Consider the following 24,453-nt stretch of genomic DNA (forward strand, 5'->3'; position numbering starts at 1 on the left):
AAACGCGCACCGGAAGAATCGGGCTAATAGACTTGTCGTAAAACCACTTGGGGTTGCAGCGTAACGAATGGTTCCCGGTCGATCAACCATGCTGCTCCCACGGGCCCTCCATGCGAAAGGGCGCACCGAAGTGCGCCCTTTGCCCCGTCTTCTGCTCGAATACGGTTCCTCAGTCTGCGGTGGAGCCCTCTTCGTCCCGGCGGGCGTGCATCCGCGCGCGGACGACCTTGCCGAGGAAGATCGGCAGGATGAACCCGATGATCGCGATCGCCCAGAGGGTGAGCGACAGCGGGCTGTCGACCAGCGTCCACCAGTCTCCGTTGTCGATGGTGACGGCGCGGCGCAGGTTGTTCTCCATCGTGTTGCCGAGCAGCGTTCCGAGGATCACCGGCACCAGCGGCACGTCGAGTTTCCGAAGCACCCAGCCGCCGACGCCGAAGGCGATCATCACCAGCAGGTCGAAGCTCGACCCCGAGATGCCGTAGATGCCCACGAAGCTGACCATCGCCACCACCGGCATGAGGATGCGCGGCGGCACCATCAGCACGCGGGTGAAGATGCCGACCATCGGGATGTTCATGGCCAGCAGCATGAAGTTGGCGATGAACAGCGCCGCGATCAGGCCCCAGACCACATCGGGGTTGTTCTGGAACAGCAGCGGCCCCGGGGTGATGTTGAGGCTCAGCAGCACGGCCAGCAGCACGGCGGTCGTGCCCGATCCCGGCACGCCCAGCGCCAGCATCGGCACCAGCGCACCACCGGCGGCGGCGTTGTTGCCGGCCTCGGGGGCGGCCACGCCGCGCGGATCGCCGGTGCCGAAGGTGCCGTGCTTGTCGACCAGCTTCTTCTCCATCGAATAGGACAGGAAGGAGCCGAGCGACGCCCCTGCCCCCGGCAGAACCCCGGCGACAAAGCCCAGCACGGAGGACCGCAGCATGGTCGGCGTGCATTGCTTCAGCATCGACATCGGCGGGCTCAGGCGGCCGACCTCGATCTTCTTGCCCTCGGCATCCGCCGAACCGTGGCGGTGTTCGAGAAAGATGAACACTTCGGACAGGGCGAACAGGCCGACGATGGCGACGAGGAAGTCGAGGCCGTCGTAGAGATGCACCTCGCCGAAGGTCAGACGCGGCACGCCGGTCTGGGTGTCGACGCCGATCATGGCAAGGCCGAGGCCCAGCATCGCGGCAAAGGCGGACTTGGCCTGGTTGGTCGAGCTGACGCCGCCCAGCGTGGCGAAGGCCAGCGCGAAGAGGGCGAAATATTCCGCCGGTCCGAACAGCAGCGCCAGTTTCACGAGCTGCGGCGCGAGGAAGATCAACCCCCAGGTGGCAAAGAACGCCCCGACGAAGGACGCGATGCCCGAGAGCGACAGCGCCTCGCCGGCAAGGCCCTTCTGCGCCATGGGATAGCCGTCGAGGCAGGTCATCATGGCCGGTTCGTCACCGGGAATGTTGAGCAGGATCGAACTGATCCGTCCGCCGTACATCGCGCCGTAGTAGACCGAGGTCAGCAGGATCAGCGAGGCCGTCGGCCCCAGGCCCAGCGTGAAGGCGAGCGGGATCAGGATGGCGACGCCGTTCGACGGGCCGAGGCCCGGAAGCGCGCCCATGATGGTGCCGAGAAAGCAGCCAAGAAGCGCGAGGGCGATGTTCTGCCAGGTCAGCGCGATGGCGAACCCGTCCGCGAGAGAGGAAAGCGTGTCCATGGGGTCTCCTCAGAAGCCGAAGGGGCCGCGGGCGAGCGACAGCCCCAGCGCCAGGTGGAAGATCACGTAGATGCCGACCGAGGTCAGCACCCCGACGAGCAGCGATTGCAGCGGCTTGGTGCCCAGCCGCCAGGTCAGGTAGGCCGAGGCGACGGCGGTCGCGGTGACGAAGCCGGCTTCGGGCAGGAATTGCGCATAGAGGATCATCACCACCACGGCGGCGGCGATCTCGGCCAGGCGGGCGAGCGACGGCCAGACCGGCTCGGGATCGGGTTTCAGCGCGATGATGGCCGACGAGATCCCCAGGATGGTCGCGATGATCAGCGGAAAGGCCTTGGGACCGACCGCGTCGGAGAGGAAGCTCTCCTCGATCTGCAAGGTTGCCCAGGCGTAGAAAAGAGCAAGAAAAAGGCCGACGGCCCCGAAGATGCGGTCGCTCATGGAACTCCCCCCAAAACGATCCGGCGGCGAGGGCTGAAAAATGCCCCCGCCGCGCGGTTCCGTGAGTGATTACTTGATGATCCCGATCTCGCGCGAGATCGACTGGATCTGTGCCACCGAGTCGGCGACGAACTGCTGGAAATCTGCACCCTGCAGGTCGAGCGGGGCAAGACCGTTGGTCTCCATGATGGCTTTCCACTCGTCCGATGCGTAGAGATCGCCGATCTTGGACACCCAGCCCTCATAGGCCGCGTCCGACATGTTGCCGGGCGCATAGAAGCCGCGCCAGTTGGCGCCGATGGCATCCACGCCCTGCTCGCGGGCGGTCGGGAAGTCGGCGAATTCGCCGTCCAGACGCTCGGGCGAGAGAACCGCGATCACCTTGATGTCGCCCGATTCGACAAAGCCCTTGGCTTCGGAGAGATCGCCCGTGAAGGCCTGGACCGATCCGGCCAGAAGCTGGGTCACGGCCTCGCCGCCGCCGTCGAAGGCGATGTACTTGACCTTGCGCACGTCCTCGACGCCATAGGCGTTGGCCGCGATCAGGACCTTGAGGTGATCCCAGCCGCCCACCGCGGAGCCGCCGGCGACGGAAATCGAGGTCGGGTCGTTCTTGATCATGTCGAGCAGCGCGGGAAGGGTGTCGATCTCGCTGTCGGCGGCCACGGCGATCACGCCGTAGTCGGCCCCGATGGAGGCGACCCAGCGCACCTGGTCCATGGTGTTGCCGGGGAAGGCGCCCTGCGCCAGCCGGGTCGCGGTGGCCGAGGAGGCCGCGACGATGAGATCGTCGTCATCGGCTCGCTTGTTCACGACTTCCGCATAGGCCACGCCACCGCCGCCACCGGCGAGGTTGACGACCTGCATGGTCTTGGAGATCAGGCCTTCGTCCTGAAGGGTCTTGCCGACCTGGCGGCAGGTGAAGTCCCAGCCGCCGCCGGGGTTGGCGGGAGCGATGCATTCGGGGTTCTCGGGCATGAAGCCGTGGCTTTCGGCCATCGCGCCGGTTGCTGCAACGCTGAGTCCCGCCACGGCCAGTGCCGTGCGCATGAATTGAAGTGCCATCTTGTCTCCTCCGGTTGGTCTTTGCCGGGTCCGGGTGGCATCCGGTCCGGCTCGTGGGCGCGGTTATAGGGCTTGAACCTGTCACCAACCTGTCAGACCCTGCGGCCCTGCGAGAGGGGACCGGATGCGCGTATTGCTGGTGGAGGATGCCGAGGATCTGGCCGAGGCCACGCAGGGCCGGCTGGCCCGCGCCGGGATCGCCTGCGACCTGGCGATGACCCTGGCCGAGGCGCGCGCCTGCATCGACGTGCAGAAGTACGACGCGCTGGTGCTCGACATCAACCTGCCCGACGGATCCGGCACCGCGCTGCTGCGCGAGCTGCGCAATGCCGGCCGCCGCGAGCCGGTGCTGATGCTGACGGCGCAGTTCTCGGTCGATGACAAGCTGTCGGCGTTTTCGCTCGGGGCCGACGACTACCTCGTGAAACCCTTCGACCACCGCGAGCTCGAAGCGCGGCTGCACGCCATGTCCCGCCGCCGCGCGGGCGACGGCGGCGGCGAGGTGAGCATCGGCGCACTGGTCTACAATCCCATCGGGGCGACGGCCGTGGTGAACGGCGACAAGATCGACCTCACCCGCCGGGAATTCGCCCTGCTCGGAATGCTGATCCGCCAGAAGGGCCAGGTCCTGAGCAAGGAACGCCTGCTCGAAGGGCTCTATTCCTTCGATGACGCGGTCGTCGGGGTGAACGCCATCGAGCTTTACGTTGCCCGCCTGCGCAAGAAGCTGGCCGGGTCGGGCGTGGTGATCCGCACGCTGCGCGGCCTCGGCTACGCGCTGGACGAGGGCGATGGCTGACCGCCCCTTCGCCACGCTGTCGCTGACCGCGCGCATGGCGGCGGGACTGGTGGCGCTGCTGCTGGTCGCGGGGCTGGTGCTGGCGCTGGCCTCCTTCGCCTATGGCCGCGCGGCGGCGCAGGATGCCTTCGACCGGCTGCTGATCGGCGCGGCGAACGACATCGCCGCCTCGGTCTCGGTCATCGACGGCGCGCCGGTGGTGGATCTGCCGCTCTCGGCCTTCGAACTGCTCGCGCTCGCCCCCGAGGACCGGATCGCCTACCAGGTGCGCGGGGTGGACGGCGCGATCCTGACCGGCCATGCCGACCTGCCCGCCGCGCCGCGCCCGGCCCGCGGGGCCGACGACACGCTGTTCTTCGACGCGGATTTCACCGCCGAGCCGGCCCGCTTCATCCGCGTCACCCGCCGCTTTGCCGAACGCAGCCTCTCCGGCACGGTCGAGATCGTGGTCGGCCAGACCCTGCGCGCCCGCCGCGAGCTGGCCTATGACATCACCCGTCGCGCGCTGGTGGCGCTGGCCGGCGGCGGTGTCGCCCTGCTGGCGCTGACGGTGCTTGTGGTACGCTCGGCGCTGCGCCCGCTCGACCGGCTGGCCGAGGCGCTGGCGGCGCGCGATCCGCAGGACCTGACGCCCATCGCCACCGGCGCCCCGCGCGAGCTGGCGGTGATGGTCTCGGCGATGAACGGCTTCATGGACCGGCTGGAACGGCAGTTCGGGGCGATGCGGGGGCTGATCTCGGACACCGCGCACCAGTTGCGCACGCCGGTCGCGGCGCTGCGCGCGCAGGCCGATCTGGCCGCCAGCGAGCCCGACCCGGAACGGCGCGACCGGCTGGTCGCGCGCATCCACCGCCGCTCGGTCAGCCTCGGGAGGCTGCTCGACCAGATGCTGAGCCGGGCGCTGGTGGTGCACCGGCTGGATTCGGCCCGGCGCGAACGGCTGGACCTGCGCGACGTCACGCTCGACATCGTGGAAAGCGGAGATCACCAGCTGCTTGCCCCCGGCGTCGAGATACGGCTGGACATCGGCGACGAGCCGGTGATGGTGCGCGCCGATGCGCTGTCGCTCGGCGAGGCGGCGAAGAACCTGCTCGGCAACGCCCTGCTGCACGGGCGCGGTCCCGTCAGCGTCGGCGCCGAGATCCGCGATGACGGTGCCCGTCTCTTCGTGCAGGACGCGGGCCCCGGCCCCGCGCCAGAGCTGCGCGCCCGCCTCGGCGACCGCTTCGTGCACAGCGCGGCGGCCAGCGGCCAGAGCTCGGGCCTCGGGCTGTCCATCGCGCGGTCCGTTGCCGAGGCCTATGGCGGGCATCTGCGGATGGAAGACCGCCCGGACGGCTTCCGCATCTCCATCGTGCTCGACGCCGACCCGGGAGAGACGCCGTGACCCGCCTGCGCGCCCTGCTCTGCCTCCTCCTGACCTGTGCCGCCCTGCCCGGCGCCGCGCAGGAGGCGGTGCGCCGCTTCGGTCCCGAGGATGCGCCGACCCTGCTGGTCCTTCGCACCACCACGGACATCGCCAGCTTTGCCCCGACGGTCGAGGCCTTCCTCGCCACCCGACCGGACATCGCGCTGCGCTATGAACAATGGGGCTCCAACGACCTCTACGCCCTCACCGCCGCCGACTGCGCGGCGGATCGCCCCGGCGCCGACGTCGTCATCAGCTCGGGGGTGCATCAGATGGTGGACCTCGTGAACGACCACTGCGCCGCGCCGCGCATCTCGCCCGAGACCACCGCCCTGCCCGACCTCCTGCGCTGGCGCGACGAGATCTGGGGCATCTCGCGCGAACCGGCGGTCATGGTCTACAACCGCCGCCTCGTCCCCCCCGGCGACGTGCCGCGCACCCGGTTCGACCTGCTCGACCTGCTGCGCAACCGCGAAGACATCTACGGCGGCAAGGTCGCGACCTACGACATCGAGGAATCCGGCCTCGGGTTTCTGTTCGCCTTCATGGACAGCCAGGAGGCTTCGACCTTCGGCGCGCTGATGGAGGCCTTTGCCCGCTCCGGCGCGGTGGCGACCTGCTGCTCTGCCGAGATCATCGACGGCGTGGCGCGGGGCGACTACCTGATCGCCTACAACGTGCTCGGCTCCTACGCGCAGCAACAGGCCGACCGCAATTCCGACCTCGGCATCGCCGCGCCGGAGGATTACACGCTGGTGCTGTCGCGCGCCGCGATCCTGCCGGGGCGCGCGCCCTCGGCGGCGGCGGGCGCCTTTCTCGATTTCATCCTGTCGCCGCAGGGCCAGCTGGCGATGACCGCCAGTCATCTGAACATCTCGGCCTCGGCCCTGACGCGCAATGCCGAGACCGGCAGCGAGGACAGCCGAAGCCGCCTCATCCCGCTGAAACCGCCGCTGCTGGTCGCCATGGACCGGATGAAGGCCGCCCGCTTCGTGGCGCGCTGGCGCGATGCCTTCGGCAACTGAGGGCGCGCGCGCGTCGGCACTGGTCAACCCCCTGCGCTGCCTGTAATCCTCCTGCCTCGATGATACCGCCCGATCCCATACGTCCGCGCAAGCTTTCCGAAGATGTGCAGGACCGCCTGCTGGCCCTGATCCGTGACGACGGGCTCAAGCCCGGCGACACCTTGCCGTCGGAACGCGAGCTGATGGCGCAATACGGCGTCGGGCGCCCCGCCATCCGCGAGGCGATGCAGTCGCTCCAGCAGGCCGGCATCGTCGAGATCCGCCACGGCGGCCGCCCCCGCATCGCGGCGCCCTCGCTCGAACTGCTGATGGGGCAGACGGCGCTGGCGATGCAGCACCTGCTGACCCATTCCACCGCCACGCTGGCGCATCTCAAGGAGGCCCGCGCCACGCTGGAGGCCGAGCTGGCCCGCCTTGCCGCCGAACGGCGCACCGAGGACGACATCGTCGCGCTGCGCGCCATCCTCGACCGGCAGGCCGCCAGCCGCGACAACTCCGGCGCGTTTCTCGAACAGGACGGGCTGTTCCACAAGCGCATCGCCGCCATCTCGCGCAACCCGCTGTTCGAAACGGTCGGGCACGGGCTGTTCCAGTGGCTCAGCGTGTTCCACAAGGAATTCGTGCGCAGTCCCGGCCTCGAAGCGCTGACGCTGGCCGAGCACGAGGCGATCCTCGCGGCGATCGCCGGCGGTGACGGCCCCAGAGCCGCGCAGGCGATGCGCGATCACCTCGAACGCGCCAACACGCTCTACCACCAGGACCACCTGTCGCCCCCCCCTGCCGGCTGATCGCCGGCCCGCCGGTCGCGGGGGCCGCTCGACCCCGCCAACACGCGGAATTATCACGTCATTTTCGACCCTGCCATAGGCGCGCGCGACGGAGGTGATACCGCTTGCCATGCGCCGGGGCCAGGGTCCTGCGGCCAACCAAACAGGGGCCCGGGGCGCGGCAAGGCGCCGTGGACAACATGGGAATGCCTGAAAACCGGGCAGCCGCACTCAACCTTTGCGTGAAAATTCCATGAAAAGGTTAGGGGATTTTCGCAACCCGGGTCAGACTGGAGGCCACTTTTCCAACGGACCGAACCGGGAGGCTGCCATGGGCGCTGCACTGAGAGACGAAAGCGGAAAGCTGTCGCTGACCACGAAAATCATGTTGGGCATGGGGGGCGGGCTGGTGCTCGGCGTGATCCTAAACCTGATGCAGATCGAGTTCGTCAACACCCATGTCGTCGGCGGTTTCTTCGGCATGGTCGGACGGATGTTCGTGAACGCCCTGCAGATGCTGGTGGTGCCGCTGGTGTTCTTTTCCCTGATCTGCGGCGTTGCCGGAATCGGCGACATCCGCATCCTCGGCCGTGTCGGCGGCAAGAGCTTCGGCCTCTACCTCGCGACCACGGCCACCGCCATCGCCGTCGCCATCCTGATCGCGCTGCTGGTCGGGCCGGGTCAGGGCTTTGTCATGGACGGGGTCGACACCACGGGCGTCACCGGCAAGGAGGCGCCCTCGGTCTGGGACACCTTCGCCGCCATCGTGCCGCGCAACCCGGTCGCCGCCTTCTCGGGCGGCGAGATGCTGCAGATCATCTTCTACACCATCATCCTCGGCGTCGCGGCGCTGATGCTGGGCGAACGCTCCAAGCCCTTCGTGGAAGCCTGCGAGTTCATGAACGAACTGATGATGAAGGTCGTGCAGATCGTCATGGCCTTTGCCCCCATCGGGGTGTTCTGCCTGATCACCAAGACCTTCACCGAACAGGGGATCGGACTGTTCCTGCCGGTGATGACCTATGTCCTCGTCCTGGTCGGAGCGCTGTTCCTGCACCTCTTCGTGACGCTGATGATCTTTCTCAAGGTCTTTTCCGGCCTCGACCCCTTCGTGTTCATGAAGAAGATCCGCCCGGCGCAGATCTTTGCCTTCTCGACCGCCTCGTCGAACGCCACCATCCCCGTCACGCTGCGCTGCGTGACCGAACGGATGGGCGTGAGCAACGCGGTCGGCTCGTTCACCGTGCCCTTCGGCGCGACGATCAACATGGACGGCACGGCGATCATGCAGGGCGTGGCGACGGTGTTCCTCGCCAATGTCTACGGCATCGACCTCGGCATCGGCGGCTATGTCACGGTGATCGCCATGGCGGTGCTGGCCTCCATCGGGACGGCGGGCGTGCCGGGGGTCGGCCTCGTCATGCTGACCATGGTGCTGAACCAGGTCGGCCTGCCGATCGAGGGCATCGCGCTGATCCTCGGCGTCGACCGCCTGATGGACATGATCCGCACCGCCGTGAACATCACAGGCGACGCCGTGGTGACCACCATCGTCGCCAGGACCGAAGGCCAGATGGACATGGACACCTTTGCCGATCCGACCGCCGGAGAACTGATCGGGGACAACCTCGGCATCGACGAAAAGGCCGAAGGCGTGCTGGCCGGCGCAGCCCACGCCCGTCCGGCGGAATAACCGCCGCCGACGGACACCCGCGACGGGGCCCGGAGCACATGCTCCGGGCCCCTTTCGTTCGGCCAAGGCGCTCAGGGTTTGCGGAAAAGCCGCGTGAGTTCGAACAGCGAATCCAGCCGCTCGAACCGCTCGCGCGCATCGGGCCAGCGGTTCTCCTGCGCGGCGGCGATCAGCGCCTCCAGCAGCGATAGCGTGGCGATGTTGCTGTCCCAGGCCGAGGGGATCTCGACCCAGCAATTGAAGGTGATCTCGGCCACGCCGGCGACGGGGCTGGCCCACTGGTCGGTGATGAGGATCACCCGCACGCCGCGCTCCGCGGCGATGTCGGCCAGCCGCAGCAGGTTGTCCTCGTAGCGCCGCACGTCGAAGATCAGCAGCGTGTCGCCCGGCTTCATGTCGAGCACGTAATGCGGCCACGTCGCGGAGGAGGAGGTGAGGTGCGTCACCCCCTCGCGGATCGCCTGGAAATGGGTGAAGGCATATTCGGCCAGCGACCGGGTGATGCGCCCGCCCACCACGAACAGGCGCGATTCGCCCGCCAGAAGCCGGGCAGCGGCATCGAACTGGCCGGTGTCGACATTGGCAAAGGTCTGCCGGAGATTCTGCGTCACCGACTCGGCAAAGCGGTTGAGCAGATGCGATTCCGGCGCTTCGGACGCCCAGACCTCGCGCCGGGCCGTGGGGCCCGAGACCTTGGCCTGCAATTCCTGCAGCAGCGCCTGGTGGAATTGCGGATAGCCCTTGAACCCCAGCTTCTGCACCATGCGCGCCACCACCGGCGCCGAAACCCCCGCCCCCGCCGCCGCCACGGTGATCGAGGCGAGGCCCGCCCCCGGGTAATCCTCGACCAGGGCATTGGCGAACTTGCGTTCCGACAGCGTAAGCTGCGGGTAATGCTCGCGGATAAGCTGGCGCACGGTCGCGGTGGCGGAGGATCTGGAATCTGTCACGGGTCTGGGGGACCTCCCGGCTGCTTTTTTGGGCAGTCTCCCGCCCGATCCCCGACATTCGGTCTTCACGTCGCGGGATGTTGGAAAAATATTGACGCAAAATTTTGCGCGTGGAAAGGTTTTTCCAGAATGCGGGGGAACGGTGTGCAGGACACGAGCCGACAGGCCTATGAAGTGATCAATGCCGGGGGGCGCGGCCCCGCGGTCATCGTCTGCGAACATGCCTCGGCCCATATCCCCGAGCGTTATGCCGGGCTCGGGCTCGACGACGGGGCGCGGCAGAGCCATGCCGCCTGGGACCCCGGAGCCGAGGCGCTGGCCCGCCTGCTCTCCGAAGCGCTGGATGCGCCGCTGATCGCGGGTCGGGTGTCGCGGCTGGTCTATGACTGCAACCGTCCGCCGGACGCGCCGAGCGCCATGCCCGCGCAAAGCGAGACGGTGATGATTCCCGGCAATGCCGATCTGGACGAAGCCGCGCGCGAGACCCGCATCCGCGAGGTCTACGAACCCTTTTCGGAAGCGCTGACATCCCTGATCGCCGCCCGCCGGGAGTCGGGGGACGAGATCGCCCTCGTCACCGTGCACAGTTTCACGCCGACCTGGTTCGGCGTCCCCCGCGCGGTCGAGATCGGCATCGTGCATGACGAGGACCGCCGCCTCTCCGATGCCATGCTGATCGAGGCGCATCGCTTTCCGCATCGCCGCATCGCGCGCAACCTGCCCTACGGCCCTGCCGAGGGCGTGACCCACACCCTGCAACGGCACGGAGTGGCGGAGGGGCTGTTCAACGTGATGATCGAAGTGCGCAACGATCTTCTGACAACCCCGGATGACATCGAGGCCATCGCCGAAGAGCTGATGGGCCTGCTCGGCCCCGCGCTGAGCCATGTCGGGCTTTGGGAGGGATCGGATGCCTAGGACCGTCGTCGCCTATGTCCACGGGATCGACGCGATGAACCGCTTCATCGGCCGCGTCGCCATGTACGGGATCTTTGCACTGATCGGCGTTCTGCTGTGGTCGTCGGTTTCCAAGACCTTCTTCACGCCGACGCTCTGGACGCTCGAAACCGCGCAATTCGTGATGGTGGCCTATTACGTGCTGGGCGGACCCTATTCGATCCAGCTCGGTTCGAACGTGCGGATGGACCTGTTCTACAGCGAATGGTCCCCGAAGAAGAAGGCGGCGGTGGATGCCTTCACCATCTTCTTCCTGATCTTCTACCTCTGCGTCCTGTTCTACGGCGCGGTCAGTTCGACCGCCTATTCGCTGGGATACTTCGGGACCGAGCCGTTTTCCTTCTTCGGGCAGCTGTTCCTGGCCTTCGTCACCGGCGGCCCGAGCGGCGCGACCGAGGTCATGGGCCACCTTGAAACCAGCCCGAGCGCCTGGAGACCCCATGTCTGGCCGGTCAAGGTGATCCTCTGTTTCGGGGTCACGCTGATGCTGCTGCAATGCACCGCCGAATTCTGCCGCGATATCGCGCGGCTTCGTGGAGAGGAGCTCTGATGTCGCAGGACATGATCGCAATCGTCATGTTCTCCGGCATGATGGGGCTGCTGCTGACGGGCCAGCGCGTCTTCGGCGCCATCGGCTTTGTCGCGGTGCTGGCGGCGCTGTTTCTCTGGGGCGACCGGGGCGGGTTCGACCTGGGTTTCTCGGCGGCGATGAAGCTGATGAAATGGTATCCGCTGCTGACCCTGCCGATGTTCATCTTCATGGGCTACGTGCTGTCCGAAAGCCGCATCGCGGACGATCTCTACAAGATGTTCCACGTCTGGACCGGCGGCCTGCCCGGCGGGCTGGCGGTGGGCACCATCGGCCTGATGGTGCTGATTTCCGCCATGAACGGCCTCTCCGTCGCCGGCATGGCCATCGGCGCGACCATCGCCCTGCCCGAACTGCTGAAGCGGGGATACGACAAACGCATGGTCACGGGGGTGATCCAGGCGGGCTCCAGTCTGGGAATCCTCGTGCCGCCCTCGGTCGTGCTGGTGCTCTACGCGATGATCGCGCGCCAGCCGGTCGGACAGCTCTGGCTTGCCGGGGTGGTGCCGGGGCTGCTGATGGCCGCGGCCTTCATCGTCTACATCGTCATCCGCTGCCGCCTCAATCCCGACCTCGGCCCCGTCCTGCCCAAGGCGGACCGCGACATTCCCATGGCCGAAAAGCTCAAGCTGCTGAGCGCGGGCCTGCTGCCGCTGGGCATCTTCTTCGTGATGATGGTCCCCTTCGTGAACGGCTGGACCTCGCTGGTGGAAAGCTCGGCGATCGGGGCGATGGCGGCCTTTCTCGCCGCCGTGGTCAAGGGGCGCATGACCCGCGAGGTGTTCGAGAACTCGGTCCGCAACACGCTGGGCGTCTCCTGCATGTTCATGTGGATCATCCTCGCCGCCCTCGCCTTCGGCGCGGTGTTCGACGGGCTCGGCGCGGTCAACGCCATCGAGGCGCTGTTCACCGAGAAACTCGGCCTCGGGCCCTGGGCGATCCTGATCCTGATGCAGCTCAGCTTCATCCTCATGGGCACCTTTCTCGACGATACCGCGATGCTGGTGATCGTGGCGCCGCTCTACGTGCCGCTGGTCGGGCACCTGGGCTTCGACCTGGTGTGGTACGGCGTGCTCTACACCATCACCTGCCAGATCGCGTACATGACCCCGCCCTTCGGCTACAATCTCTTCCTGATGCGCGCCATGGCGCCGCCCCAGATCGGGATGCGCGACATCTACACCTCCATCGTGCCCTTCGTGCTGGTCATGGCGGTGGTGCTGGCGATCATCATGATCTTCCCCGGCATCGCGCTCTGGTTGCCGAACACGATCTACGGAAACTGAGACGACAAGACCCCCGCACAAGGGGGCGGACGACCCCGAAACCCAAGAACAGGAGAGACAGAAGATGACCCTTTCACGACGCAAGATCCTGGCCGGGGCGGCGCTTGCCGGACCCGCCGCGCTCGCGGCGCCCGGCATCGCCCGCGCGCAGGAACCGATCAAGTGGCGCTTCCAGACCTATGCCGGCGCGGCACTGGGCGAACATGTGACCAAGCCCATCGTCGACGCCATCAACGCCGCCGCGCAGGGCGAGCTCGAGATCGAGCTCTACTACGCCGACCAGATCGTCCCCACGGGCGAGCTGTTCCAGGCGCTCCAGCGCGGCACCATCGACGCCGTGCACTCGGACGACGATTCCATGGCCTCGCCCACGCCGCTGCGCCAGTTCGGCGGTTACTTTCCCTTCGCCACCAAGCACATCCTCGACGTGCCGGTGCTGTTCGAACAATACGGCCTCGCCGAGATCTGGAAGACGGAATACGAAAAGGTCGGCGTGACCTGGCTGTCCTCCGCCGGTCAGGACCCGTGCAACTTCAACACCAAGAAGGAAATCACCACCCTCGCCGATCTCGACGGGCTGAAGCTCTACACCTTCCCCACCGCCGGGCGCTTCCTCGCGCAGTTCGGCGTGGTGCCGGTGAACATCCCCTACGAGGATGCAGAGGTTGCCGTGCAGACCGGCGAGCTTGACGGCATGGCCTGGTCGGGCATCACCGAAGACTACACGGTGGGCTGGGCCAACGTCACCGACTACTTCCTGACCAACAACATCTCGGGCGCCTGGATCGGGTCGATCTTCGTCAACCAGCAGCGTTGGGCCGATCTGCCCGAGCACCTCAAGGCCATCGTCATGGCGGCGATCAAATCCGCCGACACCTACCGCAACCAGTGGTACTGGGGCGGCGAGGCCAAGCTGCGCGCCACCGGCGACAAGCTGGAACTGCGCTCGGTTCCGCCGGCCGAATGGGCCGAGGTCGAAAACGCCGCCAAGGCATTCTGGAAGGAGATCGCGCAGGAAGGCGAAGTGCACGCCAAGATCGTGTCGATCTTCGAAGAGTACAACGGCGTCATCAACCAGGCAGGACCGCCCTACACCTTCTGATCGCGCCATGCGATGACAGACCCGGCCCCCGCGCACCCCGCGCGGGGGCTGCCCCGTTGCCGGATTCCGCCCGAGACTGCCTGAAAGGACCCCAGACATGGCCGCCCTCACCCTCGATGACCTGAAAGCCAAGGCCGCAAGCGGCGAGATCGACACCGTGCTGGCCTGCGCGGTGGATATGCAGGGCCGTTTGATGGGCAAGCGCTTTCACGTTTCCAACTTTCTCGAGAGCGGATGGGAGGAAACCCACTGCTGCAATTATCTTCTTGCAACAGATCTCGAAATGCAGACGCCCGACGGCTATGCCACGACGAGCTGGGAAAAGGGCTATGGCGATTACGTCATGAAACCCGATCTCGCCACCATCCGCCTGGTGCCCTGGCTCGACGGCACGGCGATGGTGCTCTGCGATCACCTCGATCACCACGACCACCGGCCGGTGCCGCAATCGCCGCGCCAGATCCTCAAGGCGCAGATCGCCCGGGCCGAGGCCATGGGCTTTACCCCGATGATGGCGACCGAGCTCGAGTTCTTCCTCTTCGCCCGCAGCTTCGACGAGATCCGCGCCGGCGGCTATCGCGATCTCGAAACGCTGGTGAAGTACAACCAGGATTACTCGATCCAGTTCACCAGCCGCGACGAATACATCATGCGCCCGATCCGCAACGCGCTGTTCGCCATGGGCATCCCGGTCGAAAACACCAAGGGCGAAGCCGAGGTCGGCCAGCAGGAACTGAACATCCGCTACGGCGACGCGCTGATGGCCGCCGACCAGCACACCATCGCCAAACACGCGGTAAAGGAAATCGCCGAACAGAAGGGCCATGCCGCGACCTTCCTGTCGAAGTGGCGTGCCGACCGGGTGGGGAGCGCGGCGCATATCCACCAGTCGCTGTTCTCGGACAAGGGCAACGTGTTCCACGACGCCGAGGGTGCCCATTGCATGTCGAAAACCATGGGCCATTATGTTGCTGGGCTGCTGAAATACGCGCCCGACTGCATGCTTCTGATGGCGCCCTATATCAACAGCTACAAGCGTTTCGTGCCCGGCACCTTTGCCCCGACAAAATCGGCCTGGTCCGTCGACAACCGCACCGCCGCCTTCCGCCTCGTCGGCGAGAACACCAAGGGCGTGCGGATCGAATGCCGCATCCCCGGTTCGGACATGAACCCCTATCTCGCCTGCGCGGGACAGCTTGCGGCTGGCCTTGCCGGGATCGCGGAGGAACTGCCGCTTCCCCCCGCCGTGACCGGCGACCTCTACGCCCGCGACGGCATCCCCGAGGTGCCCTACACCCTCGCCGCCGCCACGCAGGTGTTCCGCAACTCGGCCATGCTGCGCGCCGCGCTCGGTGACGAGGTGGTCGACCACTACACCCGTGCCGCCGAGGTCGAACAGGAAGATTTCGACCGCGCCGTCACCGATTACGAAATCCAGCGCGGGTTCGAACGCGCCTGATCCCCGAGGACACCATGACCACCCTTCAATGCCTCTCGCCGATCGACGGATCGGTCTTTGCCACCCGCGAAACCCTGCCGCTGGACCAGGCCCGCGCCGCCGTCGCGGCCACCCGCGCCGCGCAGGCCGACTGGGCCGCGCGCCCGCTTCAGGAGCGTATCGACCTCGTGCTGGCCGGTGTCGCCGCCGTCGGTGACATGAATGACGAGATCGTGCCCGAACTCGCCCGCATGATGGGCCGCCCCACCCGCTACGGCGGCGAATTCGGCGGCTTCCGCGAACGCTCCGAATACATGGCCGGGATCGCCGCCGAAACGCTGGCGGATATCGAGGTGGCGGACGACGCGCAGTTTCGACGCTTCATCCGTCGCGTGCCGCATGGCGTGGTCTTTGTCGTCGCGCCCTGGAACTACCCCTACATGACGGCGATCAACACCATCGCCCCGGCCCTGATGGCGGGCAACACGGTGGTGCTGAAACACGCCACGCAGACCCTGCTGGTGGGCGAACGCATGGCGCGGGCCTTCCACGCGGCGGGCGTGCCCGAAGACGTGTTCCGCAATGTCTTTCTCGATCACGACACCACCTCGGCGCTGATCGCCGAGGGCGCGTTCGATTTCGTCAACTTCACCGGCTCCGTCGGCGGTGGCCGCGCGATGGAGCAGGCGGCGGCGGGCACCTTCACCGGGCTCGGCCTCGAACTCGGCGGCAAGGATCCGGGCTACGTGATGGAGGATGCGGATGTCGATGCGGCCGTCGCGACGCTGATGGACGCGGCGATGTTCAACTCCGGCCAGTGCTGCTGCGGGATCGAACGGATCTACGTCCATGAAAGCCTCTTCGACACCTTCGTCGAGAAATCCGTGGCGCTGGTAAGGGGCTATGTCCTCGGCAGCCCGCTGGACCCCGAAACCACCATCGGACCGATGGCCAACGTCCGCTTTGCCGACACCGTGCGCGCCCAGATCGCCGAGGCCGTCGACGCCGGGGCCGTGACCCACATCGACCCCATGCCCGCCGATGACGGCGCGGCCTATCTCACCCCGCAGATCCTGACGAACGTCAGCCACGACATGCGCGTGATGCGCGAGGAAAGCTTCGGCCCCGTGGTCGGCATCATGCCGGTCAGCGGCGATGACGAGGCGCTGGCCCTGATGAACGACAGCCCCTACGGGCTGACCGCCTCGCTCTGGACGCAGGACGCGGACCGCGCGGCGGCGCTGGGAGACAGGCTCGACTTCGGCACCATCTTCCTGAACCGCGCCGATTACCTCGACCCGGCGCTGTGCTGGACCGGTTGCAAGGAAACCGGGCGCGGCGGCGCGCTGTCGGTCATCGGCTTCCACAATCTCACCCGCCCGAAATCCTTTCATCTGAAGAAGGTGACGAAATGAGCCTCACCGCCAACTGGTCCTACCCCACCACCATCAAGTTCGGCGCGGGCCGCATCGCGGAACTGCCTGCCGCCTGCGCGCAGGCCGGGATCAAAAGGCCGCTTCTGGTCACCGACCGGGGCCTTGCCACCCTGCCGATCACCGCGCAGGCGCTGGACATCCTCAAGGCCGCCGGGCTCGAGGCCGATCTGTTCGCCGATGTCGACACCAACCCGAACGAGCGCAACCTCGGGCTCGGCGTGATGGCCTACAATCAGGGGCGTCACGACGGGGTCGTGGCCTTCGGCGGCGGCTCGGGCCTCGATCTGGGCAAGTGCATCGCCTTCATGGCGGGGCAGAAGCGCCCGGTCTGGGATTTCGAGGATGTCGGCGACTGGTGGACCCGCGCCGACGCCTCCGTGATTGCCCCCGTCGTGGCCGTGCCGACCACCGCAGGGACGGGCTCCGAAGTGGGCCGCGCCGGGGTGCTGACCAATTCCGAAACCCATGAGAAGAAGATCATCTTCCACCCCCGGATGCTGCCCGCCGTGGTGATCTGCGATCCGGAACTGACCGTGGGAATGCCGAAGGCGATCACCGCGGGCACCGGTCTCGATGCCTTTGCCCATTGTGTCGAGGCCTTTTCCTCGCCCTTCTATCACCCGATGAGCCAGGGCATCGCTCTGGAAGGCATGCGGCTGGTGATCGACTACCTGCCCCGCGCCTATGCCGACGGCACCGATATCGAGGCCCGCGCCCAGATGATGAGCGCGGCGGCGATGGGCGCGACGGCCTTCCAGAAGGGCCTCGGCGCGATCCATGCCATGTCGCATCCCGTCGGCGCCCATTTCGGCACGCATCACGGCACCACCAACGCCGTCTGCATGCCCGCCGTGCTGGCCTTCAACGCCCCCGCGATCAAGGACCGCTTCGACCGCGCGGCGGGCTACCTGGGGATCGACGGCGGCTTTGACGGCTTCCGCGCCTTCGTGGACCGCTTCAACGACAGCCTCGGCGTGCCGGTGGGGCTCAAGGCGCTCGGCGTGACCGAGGAAGCGATTCCCGAGTTGGTCAAGGGCGCCATCAAGGACCCGTCCTGCGGCGGCAACCCCATCGCGCTGACCGAGGAGAACCTCGAAGGCCTGTTCAGGGCGGCGCTGTAGGCGTCCGGCGCCGGGCGCAAGCCGCGCGATGGCCGGTCCGCGGGTTGGCGATCCGACACTCGGGCTGCGCGCTTTATGCCGGCCATATCCGGGCGACCTCGAAGCTCCGGGCAGGTGTCACCAGATCGCCAGCCCGGGGGGCGGGCCGGCGATCGCGCGGCGGCCTTCGGCCTTGATTCCGCGCGGGGCAGGCCGGTTCAGACCTTGCCGCGCGAGATCGCTCCGGCGAACCCGGCGACGAACTCCGCCAGCTTCTCCCGCGTCCGCGCGTCGGTCAGCGCGCCGTTGTCGTCAAAGACCTCGCGGGCGCGCGACACCATGAGCCGCCCCTCGAACCAGGGCGACATGCCCAGCGTCCGCAGGACCGGCAGCCAATTGGTCTGCGCCTGCGTGGTTCCGAACGGCCCCGGAGACGCGCCGATCAGCGCCACCGGCTTGCCCTTGAACAGCGCCGCCGCCGGGCCGGAACTCATCCAGTCGATGGCGTTCTTGAACACGCCCGGCATGCTGTTGTTGTATTCGGGCGTGACCAGCAGCAGGCCGTCCGCCGCTTCAAGCCCGTCGCGCAAGGCCGCCACCGCCTCGGGAATTCCCGCGCGCTCCACGTCCGCATCGTAGAGCGGGACGCCGTGAATGGTGCGGGCGTCGATCTCCACCCCCTCCGGTGCCAGCACGGCGGCGGCGTTGAGGAGGGATGTGTTGAAGGATTCCCGGCGCAGGCTGCCGGAAATACCCAGAATGCGTGTCATGCGGGTCTCCCGTTCGGTTTGCCCCATCATGACGCGATCGGGGGCGTCGGCAAGGGGTATCCCCCGCCGACGCCCGCCGCTTCAGCCCTGCTGGTTGCAGATATCCTCGACCGACTGCTTCACCGCATCGAGCGAAAAGATCTGGTCCAGCCAGTCATCCTTGAAGATCACCGACTTGGCCTTGTCGATGGCCAGCAGCGCGCCGTCCGAGAACTTGCCCTCCGGGAAGATTCCGAAGGCAATCGCCAGCTCGATCTTGAGATGGCCCAGCACGAAATCATGCGCGGCGGCTTCGGGCACGCCCATGGAGACCGCCCGGTCGGTTGCCTCGCGCAGCGCCAGCGATAGGGTCGCCGCCACGGTCTCGGACAGGGCGGGCTCCAGCACCGCGATGTTCTCCAGCGTGCAGCGGTGCGAGCGGATGACCGGCTGGTAGATCAGCTTGGCCACTTCCTCGCAGAGCGCGTAATGCTCCTCCGGGCCCTGGATCAGCGCGCAGACGATGCCCTGCGGCGCGGCGATCCCGCCGAAATAGTCGGCCTGCGCCTCCTTGGTGTCCTGCACTTCGAGGATGTGCGGATGGCAGGGGTGGGTGCAGAAATAGGTGACGTCGTCGCGCTCGGGCATCTCGCCCGCATAGGGGGCCGCCGCGTCCAGAACGATGACCGCCGCGCCGGGCTTCAGCTTGTCGATGAACCCGTGCGCGATCTTGCCGATCAGCCGGTCCGGGACCGCCATCAGCACCACGTCGGCCTCGGCCAGAGCGTTGTCGGCGGGCACGGCATCCACGCCGACCTCGTCCTTCAGGCGCTTGCGGCCCTCTTCGGACACCTCGACGTGATCCACCTCGAACCGTGATCCGGCGAGGTTCTTCGACAGGCGGACGCCCATTTTCCCGCCCGCGCCCAGCAATGCCACCTTGGTCATGATCTTCTCCCTTTCATGCGGCACCACCGCCGCGTTTGATCCATCCGAAATAATCCGCGCTGCCCATCTGGCCGCCCTTCAGCGCCAATTGCAGCCCGTCGAAAGCCTTGTCCTCGGAATGCGCCTGAAGGAGCGCCGCTCCGGGGATCGTGGGGGCCAGCGCCGTGAAGGCATAAAGCCCGAGTTGCCGCGAGGCGTGGCCGGAGGTGTCCCCCCCGGAGATCACCGCCCTGCGGATGCCCGTCTCGCGCAGCAGCCGGGCGAGCACCCGGCCCAGCGCCGCGCCGATCCGCGCGTTGGCTTCGTCCGGGACGACGCCGGCCGCCTGGACCGCCGCGCGCAGCCGCTCCACCGCCGGATCGTCCGGCCCCCGCGCCGTGTGGATCAGCGGGTCGCGCCCCTGCCCCAGAGCGGCCAGCGCCGCCGCGATCGCCGCGTCTTCGGCCCTGCCGTCCCCGCAGGCCACGGCGGCGGCATCGAGGTCGATGGGCGCAAAGCCGTTCGCCTCGGCCCAGTCGATCTGGCTGGCCGTGGTGGGCGATACGGAGCCCGAGACCGCCAGCATCCGCCGCACCGGGCCGACGCCCTCGGTCAGGTCCTCGGCCTCCAGCAATCCCGCCGCGCGCCAATGCGCGATCAGCGCGTATTCGACCCCCTGCGAACCGATGGCAAAGATGCGCTCGTCGCCGTTCCAGATCAGGCCGCCGTTGATCTCCATGTGCCGCGCGGTCATCGCGTCCAGCGTGACGATCCCGGCCCCCTCCCCGATCAGCGCGGCAAGCGCCGCCTGCGGGTCGCCCTCCAGCGCCTCGATATCGAGACAGGCGGTCCGCCGGTCCGTCTGCCTTGCCAGGTGCCGGGCGAGATCGGCCTCGTCCATCGGGGTCACCGGGTGGCGTGCCATCACCGGATGCCGGTCCAGCCGGAAGGTGCCCTGCGGCGCCCCGGCAAACAGATTGCCGAAAGCCTGGTAGCGCCGCATGTTCGGCGCGGCGACGAGGCAGGGAATCCAGTTGCCGCCGATCATCGGCGCGCCGATCTCCGCCGCCTTGCCGATGGAGCCCACATGCGGGGCGGAATCGAAGGTCGAGCAGACCTTGTAATGCACCACCTTCGCGCCGGTGCCGACAAGCCACTCGAAGGGCGCGGGCAGATGCTCCTCCATCCACTCCGGCCCGTGCGAGCGGGCGGTTGTGGCGATGCCGATGCCGCGCGCCTCGGGGAAATGCGCAAGCTGGCCGGGGGTCGGCACGTCGAGGAACAGCACCGCCGGAACACCGGCAAAGGCGAGCGCCTCCATCACCGCGGCGGAGCCGGTGAAATCGTCCCCCAGCCAGGCGACCAGCGGGCCGTCGGGCAAGGTCATTTCGCGTAGGCCCGAAGTGCCGCGCCAAGCGCCGGGTGATCCGCCGCATAGGTCTGCGCCGGGATGCCCGCGATGGCCGCGTCCCAGGCGTCGCGCAGCGACTGCACGCCCGCCGCGGGGCCGTCCGGATGCGCCATGATCCCGCCCCCGGCGGCGTAGATGCAATCGGCGCGGCCGAGTTGGCGATAGGTTTCGGGCGGCTGAACCGCGGACTGGCCCGAAGAAAACACCGGCATCGGGATGCAGGGCTTGTCGGCGAACATCGGTTCCAGCAGCGATCTGGCCGAGCGCATGACGCTTTCGTCAGACTCCGAGAACTTGTTGCCCAGTCCGTTCACATGCATGTGGTCGGCCCCGGCGAGGCGCCAGAATTTCGACCAGGCCGGGTAATCCCAGCCCAGCATCGCGGCGCGCGACAGGTAGCCCCAGCCGTTGCGATGGGCATGGATCGGCAATTCGGAATGCCGCGAAAGGCCGAGGAACCCGGACAGACCCACGGAGTTCAGCGAGACCATGACGCAGGTCCCCCCGAGATCGCGCACCAGATCGTGACGGCGGCGCATCTCGTCGACCTCTCCGGTCAGGTTGAAGGCGTACATCACCTTCTTGCCGGTCCGGTTGGCATGTTCGTCGAGGACCTTCATCACCGCGCGGGCGCGGTCGTCGAAGGGACAGTTGGGCCCGTTCGCCTGCAACTCGTCATCCTTGATGAAATCGATCCCAGCCGCCGCCAGATCCGCCGCAACGGCGGCCGTCTGGTCCGCGTCGAAGCCGATGGAGGGCTTGACGATGGTGCCGATGATCGGGCCCTCGGCCACCCCCGCCATGTCGCGGGTCCCGGAAATACCGAACTTCGGCCCCGGGTAGGCGGCGGAAAACGCCTGCGGCAGGCGGATGTCCTGCAGGCGCAGCCCCGCGACCTGCTTCAGTTCGAAGAGGTTGCCCGCCACCGTCGCCATCAGGTTCGGAAGATCCGGCCCGGTATTGCCCAGCGGCCAGGACAGGGTGATGCGGGCCTGCGTGCAGCGCGTGCCCGGCGCGTGGCGTCCGGGGAGCGAGGGCGTGTCGACCTCGCCGAGGGTTTCGACCCGCTCGACCCGCGCAGCGGAGCGTTCGCGCAATTCCGGCGTTTCGCCCGGAACGGCCACGAAGGTGCCCGAGGATTGCTCCCCCGCCATCGCCTCGGCCGTCGCTTCCGGCGCGCCCGGCGTTTCGAGCAGATAATCGGCCTCGATACGGTCTGACATGTCCCCCCCCCACGAATCTGGTAAACTCATCATACCAGTTGATAGACGAGAACGCCGCCCATGGCCAGCCCCAATCTCCGGCACGGGCGAGGCGTGGCCGAAAGCCGCCGGATCAGATCCCGCGCACCCCGCCGAGCGCAAAGTCGGTGACCAGCCGCGCATAGGTTTCGCGCGCGCCCGCGCCCGCGTTCGGCTTCCACATGGCGTACCAGTTCAGCATCCCGAAGACCGACATGGTCACCGCCCGCAGCTTGGCCCGGTCGGTGCCGAGTGATTCGGGCGCGAGGTCGCGCAGGACGGCCGACACCTGGTCCACCACCTCGCGCTGCAACTGGCGCAGGGCCTTCTGTTCCTCGGCCCCGATCAGGGCGAGGCCGGTCAGCAGGATCTTGTGCTCGTCCTCTCCGCCCTGCTGGGCCAGCAGGATCTCCCTCAGGATCAGGTGCAGCCGTTCCTCCGGTTCGAGACCGGCCAGCGGCACCGCCGCGACGCGGTCGCGCAGGGCGGTGAGATGGCCCTGCAACAGGTCGAGCAGCAGCGCATCCTTGCTGTCGTAATAATGGTAGATGTTGGCCTTGGAGACGCCGCATTCCTGCGCGACATGGTTCATCGAGGCGCGGTCATAGCCCTGCTCGGCAAAGACCCGCGCCGCCGTGCGCAGGATGTGTTGCCGCTTTTCGCCGTGATCCCGTGCGATGGTCCTGACCATGTGCCCGCCCTTCCTGTCCGCCCTTGTCTCTCAAAAGCGTGAAGCTCCGGTGAAAATCAAGACAGATCCGACCGGCCGGTCGGCACTTGTGGACATCGGGCCTCAGCCCGACAGGCCCGAGCGCAGGGCATGGCTGCGCGCCATGATCGCCGTCTCCCGGAGCGCGGCGGCGGCAAGACGGCGGATCCTTTCGGGCCGGGGGTGGGAGCCGGCGGCATCGGCCATGCGGGTCCAGACCACGGACAACAGCGCCTGCCGGGCGATCTGCACCAGATCGTGGGCAAGGTCCGCGGCATCCGCCCGCGCCGCGACGGAGCTGCGCGCCGCCTCCCAGACCGCGCGGGGCGCGACGATCCCCGCGCCCGGCTCCGCGGCGAGAAAGGCCGAAAAGGCCGCGCCGGGGGCACCGCCGAGCAGGCGCGTCGCAAGCGCGCGTTCGTGGATGCCGTTGGTCCCCTCGTAGATCGCCGTGACCCGCACGTCCCGACAGGTCTGCTCCAGCCGGTATTCCCTGAGATACCCGTAGCCGCCCAGCACCTGCATCCCGAGGCCCGCGGCCTCGATCCCGGCTTCGGTGCAATGGACCTTGGCTAGCGGGGTGAGGAAATCGACCAGCGCGGCGGCCTCTCCGCGCTCCATCGTCACGAAGGCAAGATGCGCGATCCCGCGCGCGCCCATCGCCAGCGCGTCGGCGCAGTCGATCATGCGGCGCACGTCGCCATGAGTGTCGAGCGACGCCTCCGCCCCGTCCGGGCCGCGCCCCTGCCGGCGCTCCGCCGCGTAGCGCCGCGCCACGTCGGCGGCGCGCGCGGCATGGGCGACCCCCTGCAGCGCCACGTCGAGCCGGGCGTGGTTCATCATGGTGAACATCGCCCGCAACCCGTCACCCTCGGGGCCGATCAGCTCGGCCGGGGCGCCGGAAAAGCGCATCTGGCAGGTGGGCGAGGCATGAAGGCCCATCTTGTCCTCGATCCGGGGGACGGCGATGCCCTCGCGCCCGGTGCAGGCAAAGAGCGACAGCCCCTTCACACCCGCATCCGAGGTGCGGGCAAGGACGAGATGCAGGATGCCCTCGCTCAGGTCCTGATCGCCGCCGGAGATGAAGATCTTTTCCCCCTCGATGCGCCAGCCGTCACCCTCCCTCACCGCGCGCGTGCGGATCCGCGACAGGTCCGATCCGGCCTCCGGCTCGGTCAGGCACATGGTCGACAGCCAGGCCCCCGAAACCAGCGGCGGGATCAGACGGGCCTGCTGCTCGGCGCTGCCGAAGGCCAGCAGGGTCCGCACCGCGCCGGGCACCAGCCCGGTGATCATCTGCAGCGACTGGTTCGCGCCCGAGAAGATCTCGGAGGTGAGGGCGCCGACCAGCGGCCCCGCGCCCTGCCCGCCGAGGGCTTCGGGCGCGGTCAGCCCCTGCCAGCCCTGACCGGCGAGCGCCCGGTACACCGTGGCGAAGCCGTCGGGCATGCGCACCCGTCCGTCGACCAGACGCGCGCCCTGACGGTCGCCCGGCGCGTCGAGCGGCGCGATCTCGCCCTCGGCGAAGCTGGCGAAATGGCGGGCAATCTCGGTGGCGAGGCTGCCGTCCCAGCCCGGAAGCCCCCCGGGCCGGCCGACCGCCTCCAGGCAGAACAGCATGTCGTCGAGCGGGGCGGCAAAGGGGGTCATCG

Annotated in this window: 22 protein-coding genes; 12 read left to right on the forward strand and 10 right to left on the reverse strand. The window is 67.8% G+C overall.

Annotated elements, in window-relative coordinates; all coding sequences use genetic code 11:
- Nucleotides 1–169 precede the first annotated feature (169 nt).
- The 3 genes from ACN0RJ_RS19880 to ACN0RJ_RS19890 all read right to left on the reverse strand — a co-directional run bounded on the left by ACN0RJ_RS19880 (nt 170) and on the right by ACN0RJ_RS19890 (nt 3,214).
- Nucleotides 170–1,708, reverse strand: a complete 1,539-nt coding sequence (locus ACN0RJ_RS19880; protein WP_417722106.1) for a tripartite tricarboxylate transporter permease — start codon at nt 1,706–1,708, stop codon at nt 170–172.
- Nucleotides 1,709–1,717: 9 nt separating this feature from the next.
- Complete coding sequence (locus ACN0RJ_RS19885; protein ID WP_417722107.1) at nt 1,718–2,149, reverse strand: tripartite tricarboxylate transporter TctB family protein; 432 nt, start codon at nt 2,147–2,149, stop codon at nt 1,718–1,720.
- Nucleotides 2,150–2,218: 69 nt separating this feature from the next.
- Nucleotides 2,219–3,214 carry a Bug family tripartite tricarboxylate transporter substrate binding protein gene (locus ACN0RJ_RS19890; RefSeq protein ID WP_417722108.1) on the reverse strand — a complete coding sequence of 332 codons (996 nt, stop codon included), beginning with the start codon at nt 3,212–3,214 and terminating at the stop codon, nt 2,219–2,221.
- Between the two features lie 124 nt (nt 3,215–3,338).
- Between ACN0RJ_RS19890 and ACN0RJ_RS19895 the strand changes: the two genes are divergently transcribed.
- The 5 genes from ACN0RJ_RS19895 (at nt 3,339) to ACN0RJ_RS19915 (ending at nt 8,906) form a co-directional block, all read left to right on the forward strand.
- Nucleotides 3,339–4,013, forward strand: a complete 675-nt coding sequence (locus ACN0RJ_RS19895) for a response regulator transcription factor (RefSeq protein ID WP_417725415.1) — start codon at nt 3,339–3,341, stop codon at nt 4,011–4,013.
- Nucleotides 4,006–5,400: a sensor histidine kinase gene (locus tag ACN0RJ_RS19900; RefSeq protein WP_417725416.1), complete on the forward strand. Its 1,395-nt coding sequence runs from the start codon at nt 4,006–4,008 to the stop codon at nt 5,398–5,400. Before ACN0RJ_RS19895 ends, ACN0RJ_RS19900 begins: the two co-directional genes overlap by 8 nt.
- On the forward strand, nt 5,397–6,446 hold the full coding sequence (locus ACN0RJ_RS19905; RefSeq protein ID WP_417722111.1) for an ABC transporter substrate-binding protein: 1,050 nt from the start codon (nt 5,397–5,399) through the stop codon (nt 6,444–6,446). Before ACN0RJ_RS19900 ends, ACN0RJ_RS19905 begins: the two co-directional genes overlap by 4 nt.
- A gap of 59 nt (nt 6,447–6,505) precedes the next feature.
- Entirely contained in the window at nt 6,506–7,234 is a 729-nt protein-coding gene (gene nanR / locus ACN0RJ_RS19910; protein WP_417725417.1) for a transcriptional regulator NanR, read from the forward strand.
- 310 nt (nt 7,235–7,544) lie between these two features.
- A complete protein-coding gene (locus tag ACN0RJ_RS19915) occupies nt 7,545–8,906 on the forward strand; it encodes a dicarboxylate/amino acid:cation symporter (RefSeq protein WP_417725418.1) in 1,362 nt (453 codons plus the stop codon).
- A gap of 71 nt (nt 8,907–8,977) precedes the next feature.
- On the opposite strand, the gene ACN0RJ_RS19920 is transcribed toward ACN0RJ_RS19915, so the two are convergent.
- Complete coding sequence (locus tag ACN0RJ_RS19920) at nt 8,978–9,856, reverse strand: MurR/RpiR family transcriptional regulator (protein WP_417725419.1); 879 nt, start codon at nt 9,854–9,856, stop codon at nt 8,978–8,980.
- A 129-nt stretch (nt 9,857–9,985) separates the two neighbouring features.
- Here ACN0RJ_RS19920 and ACN0RJ_RS19925 point away from each other — a divergent pair, with 129 nt between their 5' ends.
- The 7 genes from ACN0RJ_RS19925 to ACN0RJ_RS19955 all read left to right on the forward strand — a co-directional run bounded on the left by ACN0RJ_RS19925 (nt 9,986) and on the right by ACN0RJ_RS19955 (nt 17,785).
- Nucleotides 9,986–10,774: an N-formylglutamate amidohydrolase gene (locus tag ACN0RJ_RS19925; RefSeq protein ID WP_417725420.1), complete on the forward strand. Its 789-nt coding sequence runs from the start codon at nt 9,986–9,988 to the stop codon at nt 10,772–10,774.
- Nucleotides 10,767–11,363 carry a TRAP transporter small permease subunit gene (locus ACN0RJ_RS19930; RefSeq protein WP_417725421.1) on the forward strand — a complete coding sequence of 199 codons (597 nt, stop codon included), beginning with the start codon at nt 10,767–10,769 and terminating at the stop codon, nt 11,361–11,363. The genes ACN0RJ_RS19925 and ACN0RJ_RS19930 overlap by 8 nt, the downstream gene beginning before the upstream one ends.
- Nucleotides 11,363–12,688, forward strand: a complete 1,326-nt coding sequence (locus ACN0RJ_RS19935) for a TRAP transporter large permease (protein ID WP_417722117.1) — start codon at nt 11,363–11,365, stop codon at nt 12,686–12,688. The genes ACN0RJ_RS19930 and ACN0RJ_RS19935 overlap by 1 nt, the downstream gene beginning before the upstream one ends.
- 64 nt (nt 12,689–12,752) lie before the next feature.
- Nucleotides 12,753–13,790, forward strand: a complete 1,038-nt coding sequence (locus tag ACN0RJ_RS19940) for a TRAP transporter substrate-binding protein (protein ID WP_417722118.1) — start codon at nt 12,753–12,755, stop codon at nt 13,788–13,790.
- 97 nt (nt 13,791–13,887) lie between these two features.
- Complete coding sequence (locus ACN0RJ_RS19945) at nt 13,888–15,249, forward strand: glutamine synthetase family protein (RefSeq protein WP_417725422.1); 1,362 nt, start codon at nt 13,888–13,890, stop codon at nt 15,247–15,249.
- A 14-nt stretch (nt 15,250–15,263) separates the two neighbouring features.
- Nucleotides 15,264–16,643 (forward strand): aldehyde dehydrogenase family protein, encoded by a 1,380-nt coding sequence (locus ACN0RJ_RS19950; RefSeq protein WP_417725423.1) that lies wholly within the window; start codon nt 15,264–15,266, stop codon nt 16,641–16,643.
- Nucleotides 16,640–17,785, forward strand: a complete 1,146-nt coding sequence (locus ACN0RJ_RS19955; RefSeq protein ID WP_417725424.1) for an iron-containing alcohol dehydrogenase — start codon at nt 16,640–16,642, stop codon at nt 17,783–17,785. The genes ACN0RJ_RS19950 and ACN0RJ_RS19955 overlap by 4 nt, the downstream gene beginning before the upstream one ends.
- A 197-nt stretch (nt 17,786–17,982) precedes the next feature.
- Here ACN0RJ_RS19955 and ACN0RJ_RS19960 read toward each other — a convergent pair whose 3' ends face one another.
- From ACN0RJ_RS19960 to ACN0RJ_RS19985, 6 genes are all read right to left on the reverse strand, one after another.
- Nucleotides 17,983–18,534: an NADPH-dependent FMN reductase gene (locus tag ACN0RJ_RS19960; protein WP_417725425.1), complete on the reverse strand. Its 552-nt coding sequence runs from the start codon at nt 18,532–18,534 to the stop codon at nt 17,983–17,985.
- Between the two features lie 81 nt (nt 18,535–18,615).
- Complete coding sequence (locus tag ACN0RJ_RS19965; RefSeq protein ID WP_417725426.1) at nt 18,616–19,461, reverse strand: phosphogluconate dehydrogenase C-terminal domain-containing protein; 846 nt, start codon at nt 19,459–19,461, stop codon at nt 18,616–18,618.
- A gap of 13 nt (nt 19,462–19,474) precedes the next feature.
- Nucleotides 19,475–20,827, reverse strand: coding sequence for a four-carbon acid sugar kinase family protein (locus ACN0RJ_RS19970; RefSeq protein ID WP_417725427.1), 1,353 nt, complete (start codon nt 20,825–20,827; stop codon nt 19,475–19,477).
- Complete coding sequence (locus ACN0RJ_RS19975) at nt 20,824–22,074, reverse strand: ribulose-bisphosphate carboxylase large subunit family protein (protein WP_417725428.1); 1,251 nt, start codon at nt 22,072–22,074, stop codon at nt 20,824–20,826. The genes ACN0RJ_RS19970 and ACN0RJ_RS19975 overlap by 4 nt, the downstream gene beginning before the upstream one ends.
- Before the next feature lie 112 nt (nt 22,075–22,186).
- Nucleotides 22,187–22,783: a TetR/AcrR family transcriptional regulator gene (locus ACN0RJ_RS19980; RefSeq protein WP_417725429.1), complete on the reverse strand. Its 597-nt coding sequence runs from the start codon at nt 22,781–22,783 to the stop codon at nt 22,187–22,189.
- Nucleotides 22,784–22,885: 102 nt separating this feature from the next.
- Nucleotides 22,886–24,451 carry an acyl-CoA dehydrogenase family protein gene (locus tag ACN0RJ_RS19985; protein ID WP_417725430.1) on the reverse strand — a complete coding sequence of 522 codons (1,566 nt, stop codon included), beginning with the start codon at nt 24,449–24,451 and terminating at the stop codon, nt 22,886–22,888.
- Nucleotides 24,452–24,453: the final 2 nt, after the last annotated feature.

Origin of the sequence: Salipiger sp. (genome assembly GCF_048261495.1) — a bacterium.
In the GTDB taxonomy this organism is placed as follows: domain Bacteria; phylum Pseudomonadota; class Alphaproteobacteria; order Rhodobacterales; family Rhodobacteraceae; genus Salipiger.